Origin of the sequence: Carnobacterium divergens DSM 20623, assembly GCF_000744255.1 — a bacterium.
In the GTDB taxonomy this organism is placed as follows: domain Bacteria; phylum Bacillota; class Bacilli; order Lactobacillales; family Carnobacteriaceae; genus Carnobacterium; species Carnobacterium divergens.
The window spans coordinates 320610-337670 of sequence record NZ_JQLO01000001.1; the positions used below are offsets into that span (position 1 = coordinate 320610).

A 17061-nucleotide genomic window follows, 5' to 3' on the forward strand; every position below is an offset into this window, starting at 1 on the left:
CTATGAAGTGCCATTTTTTATTTTAGTATAAGACTATTTTTACGAAGTAGGATAGAAACAAAAAAAGTATCAGGAAAAATTCCCAATACTGATCGTCAATAGACACGAAACAAAGCACTTAACCTAGTTTACTTTCTCACTTGAACAAAAGTTCTTCTATAAAAGTACATAGAAATGGAGTACAATAAAATAAGCTAACACATGTTGTTAGTGACTATTGGCAACTTGTATGGGCAGTTTCTGGCTGTCGCTACAAGGCTTTGAAAGTTTGGTTCCCGCCAAACTTCAGAGTGCCAATTTTTTTATTTATATAAAGTTTTTTTGATTCTATCCTACTTGCGTCTATTATAAAGAAACACGAGTAATTTTTCAACCTAAAATAGAAAATAATCAAAAAATTAATAAATAACCTATCAATAAAAAAGGAAATAAATTATTTACATTTATTTAAATATATGATTTACTTAATAAGTAACGATTGTAATTTAAATGAGGTGAGTAAATGGGAGAGATTTCAACACATACAGATATAGCAGATGATTTTGCTGAACGAATCAAAGAAACATCAAACCGTTTAAAAAATGGAAGAGAAAAGATTGATGAACTAAAGCTATTTGACTATTCATCAGGAAGTACCATTACAGATATTGGAAGTACCGTATTTAAATTATCCAGTGCCATGAAACAACTATCTTCTTCAACCCAAGTAGATGGAGACAATGTTCAAAAAATTAATCAGACATTTGCTGAAACAGATAAACAAAATGAAAAACGATTTAACTAAAAAAAATGTCACTCAACGAGTTACTGATTTACAAAAAGAAGTAAGGATAAAACGGGTTGAAGAAGAGCAACTTGAAGAAATTCAAACAGAAATCAAGCAACTAGCTAACTTAGAATTGGAATTGTTATACGAAGAGCAACAGCTCTTTAGCAATACAGCAATCAGTCATTGTCTTCAGCAATCTATTTTTCAAATTGAAGAAGAGGTGGCAAGTGCGGTAGAAAAAACTAATTATAGGAAACTCGACCTCCAAGATGAACAGGCATTGCTACGTAAGAGACTTTATGAAGCAGAAGACAACTTAGCTTTCATGCAAAAGGAGGAAGCTAGCAATGACTAAAATCGATATTAGCGAGTTTTCTCAACTACTCTCTGATTTGCAAAAGCTAAAGTTAACAGTTGGATGGTCATTAACAGGAACAAAGGCTACCTTTCAAGAGTTTAAAAATGATACGAGTTTGAAGGGGAGTGCTTGGGATACAACAAAACAGTTCTTTTTTGAAGGATACATACCAATCATTGATGGAATGAATGATCCCTTTTATCTATTAGTGGAAACGACTGAACAGTTTATTCATGATTTTGAAAATGAAGTGACTACTGAGTCAGTTAAATTAGATTTAGAGCAACTTGCTGACCTCCAAGCCAGACGAGATGAATTACAGCAAAAAAAAGAGGATTGGTTTCATAAACTAGCAGATGTGGCGTCAAAAATTCCTTGGGCAGGGCAATTATTTGACGACTATAGCCTATTTCAAGCAAATAAAAAAGTAGCTCTACTAGAAGATTTTGAAAGCTTTATCAATCGACATGGCAGTGATTTTTCTGTATTAAATAACCAAATCGAGCAAGCCTTACTTGGATTAGATGAACTTGGAAAGCAAAAATCCTTTAATGGAGATCAAAAAAGATACCAAGCAGTTGATTTTTCTAAGAGTAACTGGTATAAAAAAGTAACAGATTATCACAAAGAACATGGAACTCATATTGAAGAAGTTCAAAAACGAGATATTGAGAACTTTAAAGAAATGGCGAAAGTAGCTGGAAGCGCAGTAGCGATGGATTCTTTTGCTATGAATAATGAAATAGCCGGGATGGCGGGGCCTCTATATAATGCTACTGAAAATTATTTTTCAGGAATAAATGTTCCTACAAATAAAGGAATTAAAGAGCAGGTGATTAATTCTAATGCTAGAGTAGATGATGATTTTGCAACTGATATTTTTTTACCTAAATCATATTATGAAAATAATTATGCTCCAATAGATGGCACTCCAAATTCAAAAATAATATTTAAAAGATTAGGATCAAGTGGTAATATAGAGGAATCATTAGTTTTTTATAATCAGTATGGAAAACAGTCAGTAAGAGTTGATTTATCTAATCATGGAAATAGTCTTCATCATACTGAGCCACATGTACATGAATTTTTTTATATCAATGGTGGAAAAATTTATTGTCAGAAACAAAATATTTTTTAGATGATTTTGGCGTGCTTAGAAGAGGAATCATTGATCCTCAAACGAATGGAATAAAATTTATAGACTAACAAAAAAGGAATGATAAATATGATGGACTTTATCAAAAATTCAGAACTAATTGTGAACTTTTTAAAAAATAAAAGACCATGGTACTTTCACGAGATTATTGGAATTAATTTTCAAACAGATTTGGATTATGAAGGGAATTCAAAAAATGTATTACTAATTACATTTATTATTAAATGCTCTCAATTGTCAGATGAATATGTAGCTACTATAAAATTTGTTGACGCTTCGGATGTAACTTTAAACAAAGTAACACGAGTACCAATTGGAGATCGTCTTATTATCCATGATACCCAGCAGAATGGATGGGAAACGAAGCAACGTTACCATGTTCATGACGATAATGGATATGGAGAGGAAACTGGTTTTAGGTTTATTGATTTTTATTGTTCGGCAATCGAAGCTATTGAAATTAAATCATTTGAACGTAAAATAACATTAGAATAAAAAAACTTTATATCACTTAAATATGGAACAAAGAAAGTTCACATGAAAACTCTTTTGGATAGAGTATTACCTAAGCAAGATGAACCAACAGCTCTAAAATAACGATTAAAAAAGCCCGAGAAATGAAGCGTTTTTCTTCATTTCTCGGGCTTTTAAAGTAATATTAACGATACCGTTTTCGAAGCAAGACTAAATTATTAATCGTAAACAATAAAATCCCTAACCAAATACAGCCAAAGGCTAATAATTGTGGGCCCGCAAACGTTTCATTAAATAGAAAGACCGCTGAAATCAACATAAGTGTTGGACCGATATATTGTAAAAATCCAAGCAAAATATAAGAGATATTTTTAGCAGCCTCAGCAAACAAGAATAAAGGAATCGCCGTCACAACGCCGGCACCAATTGCTAATAAATTGATTGAAGGAGAGTAGCTCATAAAACCAACTGGTGCAAAAAAGCACAGGTAAATCATCGCTATAGGAGCCATAATACTAGTCTCCAAAGTTAAACCTGTCAAAGAACTTACAGAGGCCTGCTTTTTAATTAAGCCATAAAGACTAAAGGTAGTCGCCATTGCTAAAGCTGCCCAAGGAATAGCTCCAGTTTGAATGGCTAACCCAACCACACCAATCGTAGCTAACACGCAAGCGATTTTTTCAATCCGACTTAAACGCTCCTTTAAAAAGAGTGTTGCAATCAAGATATTTGCTAAAGGATTAATATAATAACCTAGACTGGCTTCAACAACATTGCCACTAGTGACTGTAAATATAAAAATAAACCAGTTTACTGTAATGAATAGCGCTGCTAAAATAATAGCTCGTCGTCTTTTTTTATCCTTTATAACCATTAAAGCTTCCACTTTAAAATTTTTCCATTTTCGAGTCACGCATAAAACCACTAACATAAAAACAAAAGACCAAATAATTCGATAAGATAAAACCGATAAAGGAGTCACACTTCCTAAAGCCTTCCAATATAACGGCAAAACACCCCATATTAGATAAGCTCCAATACCAGATAACAAGCCCTTTTTTTCATTTTGTTCAGAATGATTGTTCATTTGCGAACCTCCTTTTTTATAGTATACAGGAAGATGTTCAAATTTCTTTCTTTTTTTGAAAATTGTTGTCACTAAAAATAAAAAACCTAGCAACCGAAGCGACTAGGCTTTGTCCTTACACAAAGTTCTTTTCTTGTTCACTGTTTGCTTGACGATAAATGGTTAAGCAAAAAAACAAACTACTAAAGCCAACTAAGATTGCAATATTCAACAGACTATCCCTTAACAATCCGCTACTTTGAATCCTTTTAATACCATCAATCAACCAAAATTGAGGGAAAAGGTGAGCGACTTTTTGCATAAAGCGAGGCATCAATTCAATAGGAACAAACATCCCAGCCAACATACTACTGCCAGTGAAAATAAACATCTTCATAGAGTTCATCACACGGTAACTGGTACTATAAGAAAAAATGACTAAGGTTAAACTAACCGCAACCAATCCGAATAAACTCAGCATCAAAAATAAAACAAAATAAGAAACACCAGGATCAATCTGTACCAAAAATTTCATCACAAACAAAGTCAGAAAAATTTGTCCTTCAATCAATAAGAAATTTGCAATAATCGTACTTAAACTATACGTACTACTTTTAATCGGCGTACTTAACAAACGATAAAACGTTTTTTCTTCTTTTTCTTTAGCCATAAAATCACTCATATTCCCAGCAGAAGAAAGTAAGAAAAAGGTTAAAACGCCTAACATAGCTGTACTAAGCAATTGCCCTGTTTGCTTCGTTGTTGAAAGCTTTTTGCCAGTTACAGGATACGCATTTTTTTGATAGTCCGCTAGTAAGGAGTTAAAATCAGCACCCTGTTGACTAGCAGCAATTAATGGAATCAAGTGATTTAAGTGGGTCGTTAATTCTCTTTTAAGCACAGTATTAACGACATCTCCTTGAATCGAGCTAATCTCAAGGTCATTAATTTCTCCCTTTGCTAAAGAAGCTTCAAAGCCTTTTTTAAAGAGAATCAACGCCGTATTTTTATTTTCAACAATAGACTGTTCTGCCTCACGTTTTGTTTGATACACCGTTATTTTTTTACCACTATCCTTCATCCATTCCATTACTTGCTTGCCAGCAAGAGTATCCTCTTGATAAATAACACCATAAGCTGCCGGCACCGTTTCCCCACTAGAAATAGAGTTTAAAACAAGCACAAAGAGTATCGAAGCTAGCGGAAATACTAAATATGTCACTAATTTTCGTTTATTCGCAAAAGCGTTTTTAAAGTAATGAGCAATTAACCAAACCAATTGTTTCATCTACAGCACCTCCCTTTTTCGAGTCAATAGTCCGTAGCCAAAAATACATCCAAAGCTAATCAGGAGTAATACACTAGCAGGGAGCAGAAGGGCGCTAACGTTATCTTGATAAACCGCTTGTTTAATCACTGTTGAAATGTAGCCAACAGGAGAAATATTTTTCCACGTATGAGTGTCAGAAATTGGGAAGTACGCACCACCAATAGCTGAAAGAATAGTGATGACAATTGAAAATAGACTAGCTAAGGCACGAGAATTTCCCTTTGTAATCCCATCAAACAATAAACCAAGTGAGACTGCAGCAATCATTTCCAGCAAGAAAAGACCATAGACAGCCAACCAATAAGAACCCCAATTCATATCAAAAACAAAGCGACTGTAAAGCATTGTAATTGCTAGAAAGAGGGCTTGAAGTGAAATGCAGCCAATTAATTTTCCAGCAAATAATTGAGCTTTAGTAATAGGGGTCATCAAAATCCGACTTAACGTATGCGAACGTTTTTCAGAACTTAAAATCGACGAGCCATAAAGCAATCCATAAAGCATCATCATTGCAATAACCGCAATGGAATAATATTGAATAGAAGTTTCCGCTTTTTTTCCAGCAATCCCTTTTGTAGCAATCGTAACAGTGGAGGCTTGTGGAATAGTAGGGGAGGATGCAGCCTTTTCTGGCGTTAGCTGATTCAGTGTAGTCATTAATTGAAATTCACCACTAAATCCATTTAAATAGCCTTCAATGACAGATTTAGAAAAATCACTTAATGTATCCGCATAATAAAGAATTAATCCTTGTTTCCCAACTTCAACAACAGCAGTTAACTCAGTTTCTTGAACTTTCTTTTTTCCATCAGCTAAAGACGAAACCTTTTGAAAAGCAAAATGAGCTGTTTCAACTTCCTTTCTAAACGTAGTAAAAGGTTCTTGAAGCTGAGCATCTGTAATCGTGTACCCAATTTTAATGTCTTCTACTTGAACTTTCTGATTAAAACTACCACCTAAGGCAAGTCCTAAAACGGTTATTAAAAAAATAGGCAAAGCGAGCATATAGACAATCGCACTTTTCTCACGTAGCGTTAAGTTGATTTCAGCTAACGCAATAGTAAAAATAGACATTTTCGATTCCTCCTTTCAATAAAGTGTTTAGTCTCGTAACGTTCGACCCGTTAATGTTAAAAAGACAGTTTCTAAATTAATTTTTTGAGCATCAACGCTTTTAATTTCAATAGTTTGCTCCATTAAGTAGATTAAAATAAAGTTCAAATTAGTAACTTCAATTGCAGAGGTTATCTCAATAAAGTCACCGGTTCTTTCAACATGCTTAACGCCACGAATTAAAGCCAAGTCACTTAGTTCGATTTCTTGTTCTTGTCCAACTTCAATCCTAATTTTATGAACATCCGTTACCATACTTTTAAGTGCTTCTTTACTCCCTTCAGCAATGACCTTGCCGTGGTCAATAATGGCAATCGTTGTACAAATTTCTTCTATTTCTTCCATATAATGACTTGTATAAATCACCGTAGTTCCTTGTTGATTTAATTTTTTGATAGATTCCAGAATGTAGTTTCTTGATTGAGGATCAATTCCGACAGTCGGTTCATCCATAATAACAAGTTGTGGCTCATGGGCAATCGCACAGGCAATATTTAAACGACGTTTCATGCCACCAGAAAAAGAGGCAGGTTTATCATTCATATGTTCAGTTAACCCTACAAAAGCCAGCGCCTTTAGAACTTTATCTTTTAAATCAGCGCCACGAAAACCATACAGACCAGCAAAGAAATGAACATTTTCATAAGCAGTCAATTCATCATAAACCGCAATATCTTGCGGAACCAAGCCAATATTTTTTCTAATGTCATCCTTTTTTTGTCCCGTTTGTTCATGACCTAAAATCGTCATACTGCCTTTTGATTTCTGTAATAATCCACAGATCATATGAATCGTCGTACTTTTTCCTGCGCCATTTGGTCCCAATAGACCAAAAATTTCCCCTGTTTCAATCGTTAATGAGAGATTATCCACAGCCAGATGTTGCCCAAATTGTTTTGATAAATCTTTGATAACGATACAATTCATTTCAATCCGCTCCCTTACCGTTGTGATAGCTCTATCATAGCAAAAAAAAAGACTGTTGCTTAGTGCAATCAGTCATCTTTTAGATATGAGAATTCTCATGTGTTGACAATGGAATCAGTGTAGTGACCATAAAATGAGGGTATCCCACGACTAAAAGCGTTCCGCCAAGTTGGGCAGTTCTTTCTTCCATACCAGTCAAACCCAAACTTGCTTGGAAATCTTTCGTTCCAATCCCATTGTCCTTAATCTCTAAACGGACAAATTTATGGTAAACAGCCAATTCCACTTCAATACGGGAAGCTTCCGCATATTTTAAACAGTTTGTTAAAGCTTCTTTTAAATTTTGAGAAAAAACGTGCCACATGACAGGCGAAATAGACGTCAAATCACCAGAAAATTGAAGAGACGTTTGAATCGCATAATCTGTTGAAAAAGCAATTAAATCTCCTTTTAAACGCTGAATACCTAAACTTTCTTGTGGCGGTTTCAATTGTTTCAAAACCAACCGAATTTGCTCAACGCCGTCCTTTGTAATGGCAATAGCATTATTCAATAAATGTTCAGATTGATTGGGGTTACCCCGCATTGTTTTTTTCGCAGCCTCCATTTGAATCAAAGCTCCCGTCAGAGAATGGCCAATTTCATCATGAAATAAATGGGCTAACTGATTATGTGTTTCTAATTGAAGCAATTGCTGTTGTTGCTGAGATACGTGCTGTTCTTGGCGTTGATTGGCTTGCTTTTGATTAAGCTGATAGTCACGTAATTGGAGGGTTAAAGTTTGAATTTTCTCTTCCAAATATAAGACAAAGAAAGTCAATAAACTTACTAAACTATAACTTGCAATCAACAAGAAGGAATCCTTAAAAATAAAAAAGGGGACACCTACTAAGCAAAATTTTAGCCAGGTAAAACGATAAAATAAAGCAAAATCAACCCAATAACCACCTATTGTAATCGGTATTAAATAATAAAAAAGCTGAGAACAAAAAGTACCAAAAACAACTAAACTTACAAGTAACCCAAGCGCTACTAATTGTTGCTGTTTTTTTGTTTTGCAGCTGTAAAAAAGCAAACTAATTGAAAAATAAAGTAAGCATCCTAATAAAAAGAAGCCAAATTGTTGAAAGTGTTGAATTTCTTGAAAAGCCCCTAAAGCAAAAAGTAAAAGCAACTGAAAAATCAATTTATGATTCAAAACCATGTCATTCACCAATCTTCCCAGTTAAAAAATAAATCGCAATCTGTGTCCGATGGGCCAACCCCGTTTTACTAAGAATGGTTGAAATATAATTGGCAACAGTTCCATCAGAAATAAACAAAACTTTACCGATTTCCTTATTAGACAAGCCTTTGGCAATACTTGCCATAATTTCAACTTCTCGAGTAGTAAACGGGCTCAAGTCAATCGTAGGCGACAACGCCTCATTCTGATTTGTTTTTAATTGCAGCCTAAATTTTTCAAAAATCGTTTCTTGCAAGACATGCTGGTTCAATGCAACACTCCGAATGGTTTGAGCAATCACATCAGGATCATTATTTTTAAGTAAATAACCCTTTGCTCCATTTTCCAAAGCTTCCGATATGTAATCATCGTCATCAAAAGTCGTTAAAATTAATACCTTTGTCTGTGTTTGTTGAACAATTTTCTGTGTAGCTGCCACACCATCCATAATAGGCATCCGAACATCCATTAACACAACATCAATTGGCGTTTCCAAGCAATAATTAAGGGCTTCTTGCCCGTTAGCAACGGTACCAACCACTTCAATATCATCATAAGAATTCAACACAATCGCCATTCCACCTGTAATAAAGACATTGTCATCTGCAATTAAAATCCGAATCATTCCATCCACCTCTTTGTCTTTTATTATACGGAGAGTTAGGTTCATTTGCACGTTAAATTAATCTAAATAAGCGTAGTCATTTTTTTGTAGAAAAAAAGAACCTTCCAACTATGAAAGATTCTTTCTTAATTCAACTACTCGTTACTCCAAAAATCCTTTTTTTTGAAGAAACTCTTTCGCAACAGTAGCTGCCGATTGATTGTTAATATTCACTTCATAATTCATTTTCCGCATCTCATCATCCGTTATTTTTCCACCTAGCTTATTTAAAATAGCTGCTAATTCTGGATATTTTTCCAGCGTGCTGTTTAAAAGCAATGGCGCGCCTTGATAAGGAGGGAAGAGCTGTCGATCATCTTTTAAGACCGTTAACTTGTATTGAGCCAGCTCACTATCCGTTGAGTAGGCATCAATCACTTGAATATCACCAGCTTCGATAGCAGAGTAACGAAGTTTAGGCTCCATCGTTTGTAAACGATCAAAGGTAATCCCATATAATTTTTGAATCCCTTTATACCCATCATTACGATCAGCAAATTCTAAGGTAAAGCCAACATTTGCAGTATGACTAACTGCTTGTAAATCAGAAATAGAGGATAGTTGATGTTCTTTTGCATAGTTTTGAGAAACCGCTAAAGCATAAGTGTTATTGTACTTCATCGGATCTAAATACGCCATTTTGAATTGCTTATCCAGTCCGGTCTTAGCTTGTTGATAGACTTGGTTTTCATCATGACTTTTAGAAGGCTCATTTAAGAAGGTCTCTAAAACCGTCCCAGTAAATTCTGGGTAAATATCAATATCGCCTTTTTGCAATGCATTAAATAAAAAGCTAGTTTTTCCCATATTTGGTTTTAATGTAACCTTCAAATCCGTTTCATCTTCAATAAGGTATTTATACATATTGATTAAAATTTCTGGTTCAGCACCTAATTTCCCTGCAATGACAACTTCTTTTTGAGGTTGATTAATAAGCGGGATTAAAATAAAGCCTAGAATAACGACTGCTAAGGTGCCCAAAGTAATCAAGCTTTTTTTAAAGGAGATACGTTCAAAAATCCGTAATAAATAATCAAAAATAATAGCTAACAAAGCAGCAGGAATTGCCCCAAGTAAAATTAATTGATGATTATTCCGGTCAATGCCAAGTAAAATCAAACTTCCTAAACCACCAGCACCGATTAAAGCCGCTAAGGTGGCCGTACCAATAATTAAAACCATCGCTGTTCGAATTCCTGCCATAATAACAGGCATAGCAATTGGAATTTGAACCTTGTACAGACTACGCCAACGATTCATCCCCATCGCACTTGCTGCTTCAACAAGAGAAGGATCAACCTCCGCAATTCCTGTATAGGTATTTCGCAAAATTGGAAGGAGTGCATAAATGACTAACGCAATCACAGCAGGCAACGTTCCAATTCCCACTAGAGGAATCATTAAGCCTAATAAGGCAAGAGAGGGGATTGTCTGGAAAATAGCCGCAACTTGAATAATAGGCTCCGCAATTTTTTTATGAGAAGTTAAATAAATTCCTAAAGGCAGTGCAATTAAAACCGCAATCAACAAGGCAACAAAAGAAATTTGAATGTGTTGAAGGAGAGCAGTTGCTAAATCTTCTTTACGTTCTTGAAATGTTTCAATCAACGTCATCATCAATCTGTCCCTCCTTTTTGAATACCAGAACTTAGAAATGCAAGGAAGTCTTGATGAGTGATTTTACCTAAGTAAGTGGAGTCCTCTATGATTTGAACAATTGGAAATCTTGTTAAGGCTAAAATTAAGTCATCAACCGAAGTCTCTTTTGTGACCACTAAAGCCTCCGTTTCTTCAAGTGCTAAAGGTGATGTTGAAAAATGATTCATAGCCATCAACGTTTGAACGGTTTGAGAAGTGGTAACAGCTACATTCCCAGATTGAAGAAATTCGCGAACAAATTCATTTTTAGGATTCTGACAAATTTCATCAGGAGTCCCAATTTGTTCCACATGCCCCTCCTTCATAATACAAATGCGATCGCCTAACTTTAAAGCCTCTTGCATATCATGAGTCACAAAGACAATCGTCTTTTTAACTTGTTGATGAAGTTTCGCCACATCTTCTTGCAAATTCTTTTTACTGATAGGGTCCAGTGCACTAAAGGGCTCATCCATTAAAATAATATCTGGGTCAGCCGCCATTGCTCGTAAAACACCCACACGTTGTTGTTCACCACCAGATAATTCAGAAGGCAAACGGTGACGGTAACTTTCAGCGTCTAAGCCCACACTCGTTAACAACTCTGTTACTCGTTCCTTCATTTGCGTTTTTGACCATTTTTTCATTTCGGGTACAGTTGTAATGTTCTCTTCAATCGTCATATTTGGAAAAAGGGCAATTTGCTGTAAGACATAGCCAATATTCCAACGCAACTCATGAATCGTATAGTCAATAATCGGTTTATTCTGAATTCGAATCGTACCAGTTGTTAATGGAATTAAGCGATTGATCATTTTTAAGGTAGTGGTTTTTCCACTTCCACTAGGACCAATCAAGACAAAAAATTCTCCTTCGTTAATTTCAAGAGTTAAGTCCGAAACAACAGGTTTTCCTGGAGAATAAGATTTTGAGACGTTTTCAAAGCGAATCATTTCATCCCTCCTTTAATGTTTTTGTAAACAAAATTATAGCATTTTTTAATTTAGAACGCTAGTTCGCTGACTTGAAATAAAAAAAAAGAACAATAAACGACGAATCATTTATTGTTCAAATAACATATACTTATTGAAGTTTCAGCTCAAGTCGTTTCGATACACGCGAAAGTAAGAAACAAACAATAAAATACAAGAATGTCATAGCAGCAAACATCGGTAAGACGGCTGTTGTATCTTGACCGTAAATAATTTTTGCATTATGAGTCAATTCTGGTAAAGAAATAATAACAGCAAGAGACGTATCTTTAATTAATGAAATAAATTGGCTGACAATCGGGGGAAGCATCTTTTGAAAGGCCTGTGGAAAGATAATCGACCAAAGTGTTTGACCATACGTCAATCCAGTCGAACGACCAGCTTCCATTTGCCCCTTAGGAACGGCATTTAAGCCCGCTCGAATAATTTCAGAGAGCATTGCCGATTCAAAAATAGTTAAAGCAGCCACACTTGACCAGAAAATACTTAGACGAATGCCAACTTGTGGCAATGCAAAATAAGTAAAAAAGATAATCAACAACAAAGGCAAATTACGTATAATATCAATTAAAACACCGACAATCGCTGAAATAAATGGAACTTTCATAAAACGAATCAGACCTGCAATCCCGCCGATGACAAAGCTAAAAATAATCGACAAGACAGCGACCATAATTGTGACCCATAAACCATCTAATAAGAAGCGAATATTGATCCATGAAAAAGCCTCGATAAAGTTCAAATCAACTCTCCTCCTTCTTAATTTTTAACCTCTAAACGTTTTTCAATATGCTTCATCAAATAAGACAAAGGCAATGTTAAAATCAAATAAAACCCACCAACAATTAAATACGTATCAAAGGTATTAAAGGTTTCACTTGCAATCAAATCCCCTTGATACATCAAATCAAGACCTGCAACCATCGCTAAAATAGAGGAATTTTTCACTAGATTAATAAACTGATTGCCTAGTGGGGGAATGACAATCTTAAAGGCTTGGGGCAAAATAATGTACCACATCACCTTGGAATAGGTGAAACCAGAAGAAAGCCCAGCTTCTAATTGACCTTTTGGAACACTCTCAATTCCTGCACGAACCGTTTCAGCAATAAAAGCAGAAGTATAAAGGGTTAATCCAATGGTTCCCGCAGTAAAGCCATTCAATTGAAACCAATACAAAGGTGCAACCACGTAGAAAAACATAACAATAATCAATAACGGAATATTACGGAAAAATTCCACATAAGCCTTTGCAAAGTATTGAACCCATTTTTTATGAGAGAGTTGAAAAATAGCCATCAACGTTCCAATAATCAAACTAAAAAGCAATGCAAGCAAACTTGCATAAAGTGTATATTTAAAACCTTCAATCAAAGGCGTTGAGTAAGTTGAAAGAATTGTACCCATAGTTACGCGTCACCTCACTTAAATTATTTTTTAGGAAACCATTTTTGATAAATCTTATCATAAGTTCCATTAGATCTAATTGTTTCTAAAGCATGATTCACTTCTTTTAGGAAAGGTTCTTGCCCTTTATTAATGGCAATCCCATAAGGCTCATCAGTAAAGTTCCCACCGGCAAGTTCATAATCAGGATTTTCTTCAGCAATTCCTAAAAGGATACTATTATCTGTAGTCATAGCGTCACCTTGGCCAGATTGCAAGGCAGTAAAAGCCTCTGCATAATTTTCTAATTCCAATACTTTTGTCTCAGGCGCATTAGCTCGAATGTTAATGGCAGAAGTGGAGCCCTTAACCGCTAAAACTGTTGTACGAGCATTTAAATCTGCAATGCTTTTGATAGGACTGCCTTTTTTGACTAACAAAGATTGCCCTGCATCAAAATAGCTATCTGTAAAATCCACTACTTTTTTACGCTCGTCAGAAATCGTCATAGTAGCAATAATGGCATCAATATTTCCGTTTTTTAACAAGGGAATTCTTGTTTTGGAAGTAACTTCCACAAACTCCGCTTTTCCATCCTTACCAAGTATTTCTGTTGTTAAGGCCTTTGCAATATCAATGTCAAAGCCTTCAATTTCACGAGATTCAATATTGATTAAACCAAAAAGCCGTGTATCTGTTTTTACTCCCCAAACAATCGTTGGACTGGTTTTGATTCTTGTTTTAATGTCCTCGTTCGCAACACTTGCTTTGCCACAAGCCGTTAAGACGAGCATCATCAAGAAGAGGAGAGCGCCTTTTTTTAATAATTGTTTCATCAGCAAATGCCTCCTTTAATTAATGATTAATGATTTTGCTTAAAAATTGTTGTGCTCTGATTTCTTTTGGCTGCTCATAAAATTCAATCGCATTTGCATCTTCTAAAATTTGACCATCTGCCATAAAAATCACGCGATCAGCCACTTCTCTTGCAAAGCCCATTTCATGGGTAACAACAACCATCGTCATTCCTTCACGTGCTAATTTTTTCATCACCTCAAGAACTTCCCCAATCATTTCAGGATCAAGTGCTGACGTTGGTTCATCAAACAGCATTACTTCCGGTTGCATAGCTAAGCCCCTTGCAATCGCAATTCGCTGCTGTTGACCACCAGATAATTGAGAAGGGTAGGAATCCTTTTTATCTAACATGCCGACTTTTTCAAGCAACGTTTCTGCTAATTTAGTGGCATCCTCTTTTGATTTTTTTAAGACTTTGATTGGTGCAAGTGTAATGTTTTCTAACACTGTTTTATGAGGGTACAAATTAAAATGCTGAAAGACCATTCCCAGGTTTTTACGAACTTGATTCATATTTGTTCCCTTACCATGTAGATCCACATCATTTATCAAAAGCTGCCCTTCAGTAATATCTTCCAACCCATTAATGCAACGAAGCATCGTACTTTTACCAGAGCCAGAAGGACCGATTACAACCACAACTTCACCTTTTTGTACGGTTAAATTAATGTCTTTCAAGGCGTGAAATGAGCCGTAATATTTTTCAACCTCTTTAAATTCAATCATGAAATCACTCCTCTATTAAGTCGATAATCTAAAGAAACTATTAGAATACGTTCATTATATTTTAATGATAGAGCTATTATATCGGCTAAATAAGCAGTTTGTAAAGTTTTTAGTGAAATTTTTTTTATAAAAGTGCTATCTTGGTGTTACATTTCCTTACATATCAAAGAAAAGTTGCGAAAAAGGTTGGATTGTGTTAATCTAATTTTAATAAATGAAATGGAGGTGAATAAAAGATGAGTGGTAATTTAGTTGGAATGATTGATTTTACAATTTTATTTGTTAGTTTCTGTCATGCCGTTATTTTTAATGTTGCGCAAACAAGGGATAAGTCTGCCCAAAATTTCAACAATTCAATTAAAAATAATTTGCCAACTTGTCTTTTATTTCCCTAATTCAGAAATGATCTGTAACTAGTAAGTCAGTTGGGCAGGTGGAGAATCGTCTCCAGTTGTCCTTTTTTGTTGCAATAAAAGATAAAGATGATGGCACAAAGGAGTAACATCATGTTTATTACAGTCAAAGAAATCGGAAAAACCTTCGGAAGTTTAACCTTATTTGAAGAACTTTCCTTTACAATACCAGAAAACAAAAAAATCGGTTTAGTTGGAGACAATGGGAGTGGGAAATCAAGTTTATTTAAACTTTTACTCGGCATAGAATTCCCTAGTAGTGGAACAATCATCCGAAAAAAGGGGTTGAAAATCGGCTATTTAGAACAATTGCCTGTAGCGCTACCCAATGAAACGGTCTACCAAGTAATTGAACAAAGCTTTCCAACCTTTATCAAAATGAAAACGAAATTGACGTCAATGGAGTGTGAACTAGCTACAGAAACTGATGAAGTTAAAATGTCTTCTCTGCTTTTTAAATATGGGGAATTACAAGAGACGTTTATCGAAATTGGTGGATATGAGTTAGATTACAAAATCCAAAAACTAGCGACAGGTTTAGGAATAGAAACACTTTTAAAAGCAACATTCAATCAATTAAGTGGAGGCGAACAAACCAAAGTCGGTTTAATCAAAACCCTGCTACAAAATCCCGATTTATTATTATTAGATGAACCTACCAATCATTTGGATTTACAAGCAATCGAATGGTTAGAACATTATCTAAAAGAATACAGCGGTGGAGTTGTTATTATTTCTCATGACCGCCATTTCTTAGATGAAGTAGTGGAGCAAATCTACGAGCTTGAAGACAGTGAAGTGAGTATTTTTAATGGCAACTATAGTCGTTATAAAATTCAAAAACAAAAGAAGCTAGAACTAGAATTAAAAGATTACCAAGAACAACAAAAGAAAATCAAAAAACTTCAAGATGCCATTCGCCGTTACCGACAATGGGGAAATGAAAGTGGCAACGAAGATATGTTCAAAAAGGCAAAAAGCTTAGAAAAAAGGGTGCAACGAATTCAACAGCTAGCTAAGCCAACTATGGAAAAAGAAAAAGTTAAACTTACTTTAGAGGTCACACAACGAAGTGGAAAAAAAGTTTTAAGCTTTCACGATGTAAGTAAAGCTTTTGGTGAGAAACACTTATTTACAGAGCTTGATTTCACCTTACTATGGAAACAGCGAGTAGGAATGGTAGGTGAAAATGGCACCGGTAAATCTTCCTTAATACGTTTAGCTTTAAAAGAAATAGCTCCTGATAAAGGAGAAATAAAAATAGGTGAAGGCGTAAAAATAGGGTACTTACCTCAAAAAATTAGTTTTCCAAAAGAAGAAGCAACGGTATTAGCGACCTTCCGTTCAGAAATCGGCATGGAAGAAGGAACAGCTAGACAATTTCTAGCGACGTTTTTATTCTTTGGCAGCGATGTTTTTCGTAAAGTTGGGCAATTAAGTGGCGGGGAACGAATGAGATTACGTTTAGCCATTTTAATGGAACAAGAAACAAATCTCTTGATATTAGATGAGCCAACCAATCATTTAGATATTTCTACCAGAGAAGTAATCGAAGACGTCCTGTCTAATTATCAAGGAACCATTTTTGCAATTTCCCATGACCGTTATTTTTTAGCAAAAGTAACGAATGAAACGTTATGGTTAGATAAAAAGGGCCTAACGATGTACCCTGGCAGTTATCAATGGGCGGCTGCTAAACGAAAAGAACAACTTTCTATTGCAACAATTCCACTTTCAAACAAAAAAATAAAATTATCAGTAGCTACGATTGAAAGGAAATTAGAAGAAAAAACGATTGAATTAACAAAACTCAAACAAAAATTAAAAATCGAACCAGAAAATACGTTATTACTTCAACAAATTAATGAAGTGAAATCCGCTATCAGCTCGTTAGAAAATGAATGGTTACAACAAACTGACAATTAAAGAAAAAAAGCTTCAATCCGTAATCAGATTGAAGCTTCTT

Annotated in this window: 18 protein-coding genes; 6 read left to right on the forward strand and 12 right to left on the reverse strand. The window is 35.0% G+C overall.

Annotated features, from left to right (window positions below; genetic code table 11):
• Positions 1–502 precede the first annotated feature (502 nt).
• The 4 genes from BR52_RS01525 to BR52_RS01540 all read left to right on the forward strand — a co-directional run bounded on the left by BR52_RS01525 (position 503) and on the right by BR52_RS01540 (position 2778).
• Positions 503–784, forward strand: a complete 282-nt coding sequence (locus BR52_RS01525; protein ID WP_034568548.1) for a DUF3130 family protein — start codon at positions 503–505, stop codon at positions 782–784.
• Complete coding sequence (locus BR52_RS01530) at positions 765–1124, forward strand: hypothetical protein (protein ID WP_057002200.1); 360 nt, start codon at positions 765–767, stop codon at positions 1122–1124. The genes BR52_RS01525 and BR52_RS01530 overlap by 20 nt, the downstream gene beginning before the upstream one ends.
• Positions 1117–2265, forward strand: a complete 1149-nt coding sequence (locus BR52_RS01535; RefSeq protein ID WP_034568552.1) for a T7SS effector LXG polymorphic toxin — start codon at positions 1117–1119, stop codon at positions 2263–2265. Before BR52_RS01530 ends, BR52_RS01535 begins: the two co-directional genes overlap by 8 nt.
• Positions 2266–2352: 87 nt before the next feature.
• Positions 2353–2778, forward strand: a complete 426-nt coding sequence (locus BR52_RS01540) for a hypothetical protein (protein WP_051915601.1) — start codon at positions 2353–2355, stop codon at positions 2776–2778.
• 163 nt (positions 2779–2941) lie between these two features.
• On the opposite strand, the gene rarD is transcribed toward BR52_RS01540, so the two are convergent.
• The 12 genes from rarD to BR52_RS01600 all read right to left on the reverse strand — a co-directional run bounded on the left by rarD (position 2942) and on the right by BR52_RS01600 (position 14682).
• Positions 2942–3844: an EamA family transporter RarD gene (gene rarD, locus BR52_RS01545; protein WP_034568554.1), complete on the reverse strand. Its 903-nt coding sequence runs from the start codon at positions 3842–3844 to the stop codon at positions 2942–2944.
• Positions 3845–3959: 115 nt separating this feature from the next.
• Positions 3960–5111, reverse strand: coding sequence for an ABC transporter permease (locus tag BR52_RS01550; RefSeq protein ID WP_034568556.1), 1152 nt, complete (start codon positions 5109–5111; stop codon positions 3960–3962).
• Positions 5112–6227 (reverse strand): ABC transporter permease, encoded by a 1116-nt coding sequence (locus BR52_RS01555; protein WP_034568558.1) that lies wholly within the window; start codon positions 6225–6227, stop codon positions 5112–5114.
• Positions 6228–6254: 27 nt separating this feature from the next.
• Positions 6255–7193 (reverse strand): ABC transporter ATP-binding protein, encoded by a 939-nt coding sequence (locus BR52_RS01560; RefSeq protein ID WP_034568560.1) that lies wholly within the window; start codon positions 7191–7193, stop codon positions 6255–6257.
• Positions 7194–7272: 79 nt separating this feature from the next.
• Positions 7273–8397: a sensor histidine kinase gene (locus tag BR52_RS12495; RefSeq protein ID WP_051915602.1), complete on the reverse strand. Its 1125-nt coding sequence runs from the start codon at positions 8395–8397 to the stop codon at positions 7273–7275.
• A 1-nt stretch (position 8398) separates the two neighbouring features.
• Positions 8399–9043 carry a response regulator transcription factor gene (locus BR52_RS01570; RefSeq protein ID WP_034568561.1) on the reverse strand — a complete coding sequence of 215 codons (645 nt, stop codon included), beginning with the start codon at positions 9041–9043 and terminating at the stop codon, positions 8399–8401.
• Positions 9044–9184: 141 nt separating this feature from the next.
• Complete coding sequence (locus BR52_RS01575; protein WP_034568563.1) at positions 9185–10699, reverse strand: ABC transporter permease/substrate-binding protein; 1515 nt, start codon at positions 10697–10699, stop codon at positions 9185–9187.
• Positions 10699–11673 carry an ABC transporter ATP-binding protein gene (locus tag BR52_RS01580; protein ID WP_034568565.1) on the reverse strand — a complete coding sequence of 325 codons (975 nt, stop codon included), beginning with the start codon at positions 11671–11673 and terminating at the stop codon, positions 10699–10701. Before BR52_RS01580 ends, BR52_RS01575 begins: the two co-directional genes overlap by 1 nt.
• A 130-nt stretch (positions 11674–11803) precedes the next feature.
• Positions 11804–12454, reverse strand: a complete 651-nt coding sequence (locus tag BR52_RS01585; RefSeq protein WP_034568567.1) for an amino acid ABC transporter permease — start codon at positions 12452–12454, stop codon at positions 11804–11806.
• A 17-nt stretch (positions 12455–12471) separates the two neighbouring features.
• Entirely contained in the window at positions 12472–13119 is a 648-nt protein-coding gene (locus BR52_RS01590; RefSeq protein ID WP_034568569.1) for an amino acid ABC transporter permease, read from the reverse strand.
• A gap of 23 nt (positions 13120–13142) precedes the next feature.
• A complete protein-coding gene (locus BR52_RS01595) occupies positions 13143–13934 on the reverse strand; it encodes a transporter substrate-binding domain-containing protein (protein WP_034568571.1) in 792 nt (263 codons plus the stop codon).
• Positions 13935–13953: 19 nt separating this feature from the next.
• Positions 13954–14682, reverse strand: coding sequence for an amino acid ABC transporter ATP-binding protein (locus BR52_RS01600; protein ID WP_034568572.1), 729 nt, complete (start codon positions 14680–14682; stop codon positions 13954–13956).
• A gap of 236 nt (positions 14683–14918) precedes the next feature.
• Between BR52_RS01600 and BR52_RS12830 the strand changes: the two genes are divergently transcribed.
• Positions 14919–15077 carry a hypothetical protein gene (locus tag BR52_RS12830; RefSeq protein ID WP_156099050.1) on the forward strand — a complete coding sequence of 53 codons (159 nt, stop codon included), beginning with the start codon at positions 14919–14921 and terminating at the stop codon, positions 15075–15077.
• Between the two features lie 111 nt (positions 15078–15188).
• Complete coding sequence (gene abc-f / locus BR52_RS01605; RefSeq protein ID WP_034568573.1) at positions 15189–17021, forward strand: ribosomal protection-like ABC-F family protein; 1833 nt, start codon at positions 15189–15191, stop codon at positions 17019–17021.
• Positions 17022–17061: the final 40 nt, after the last annotated feature.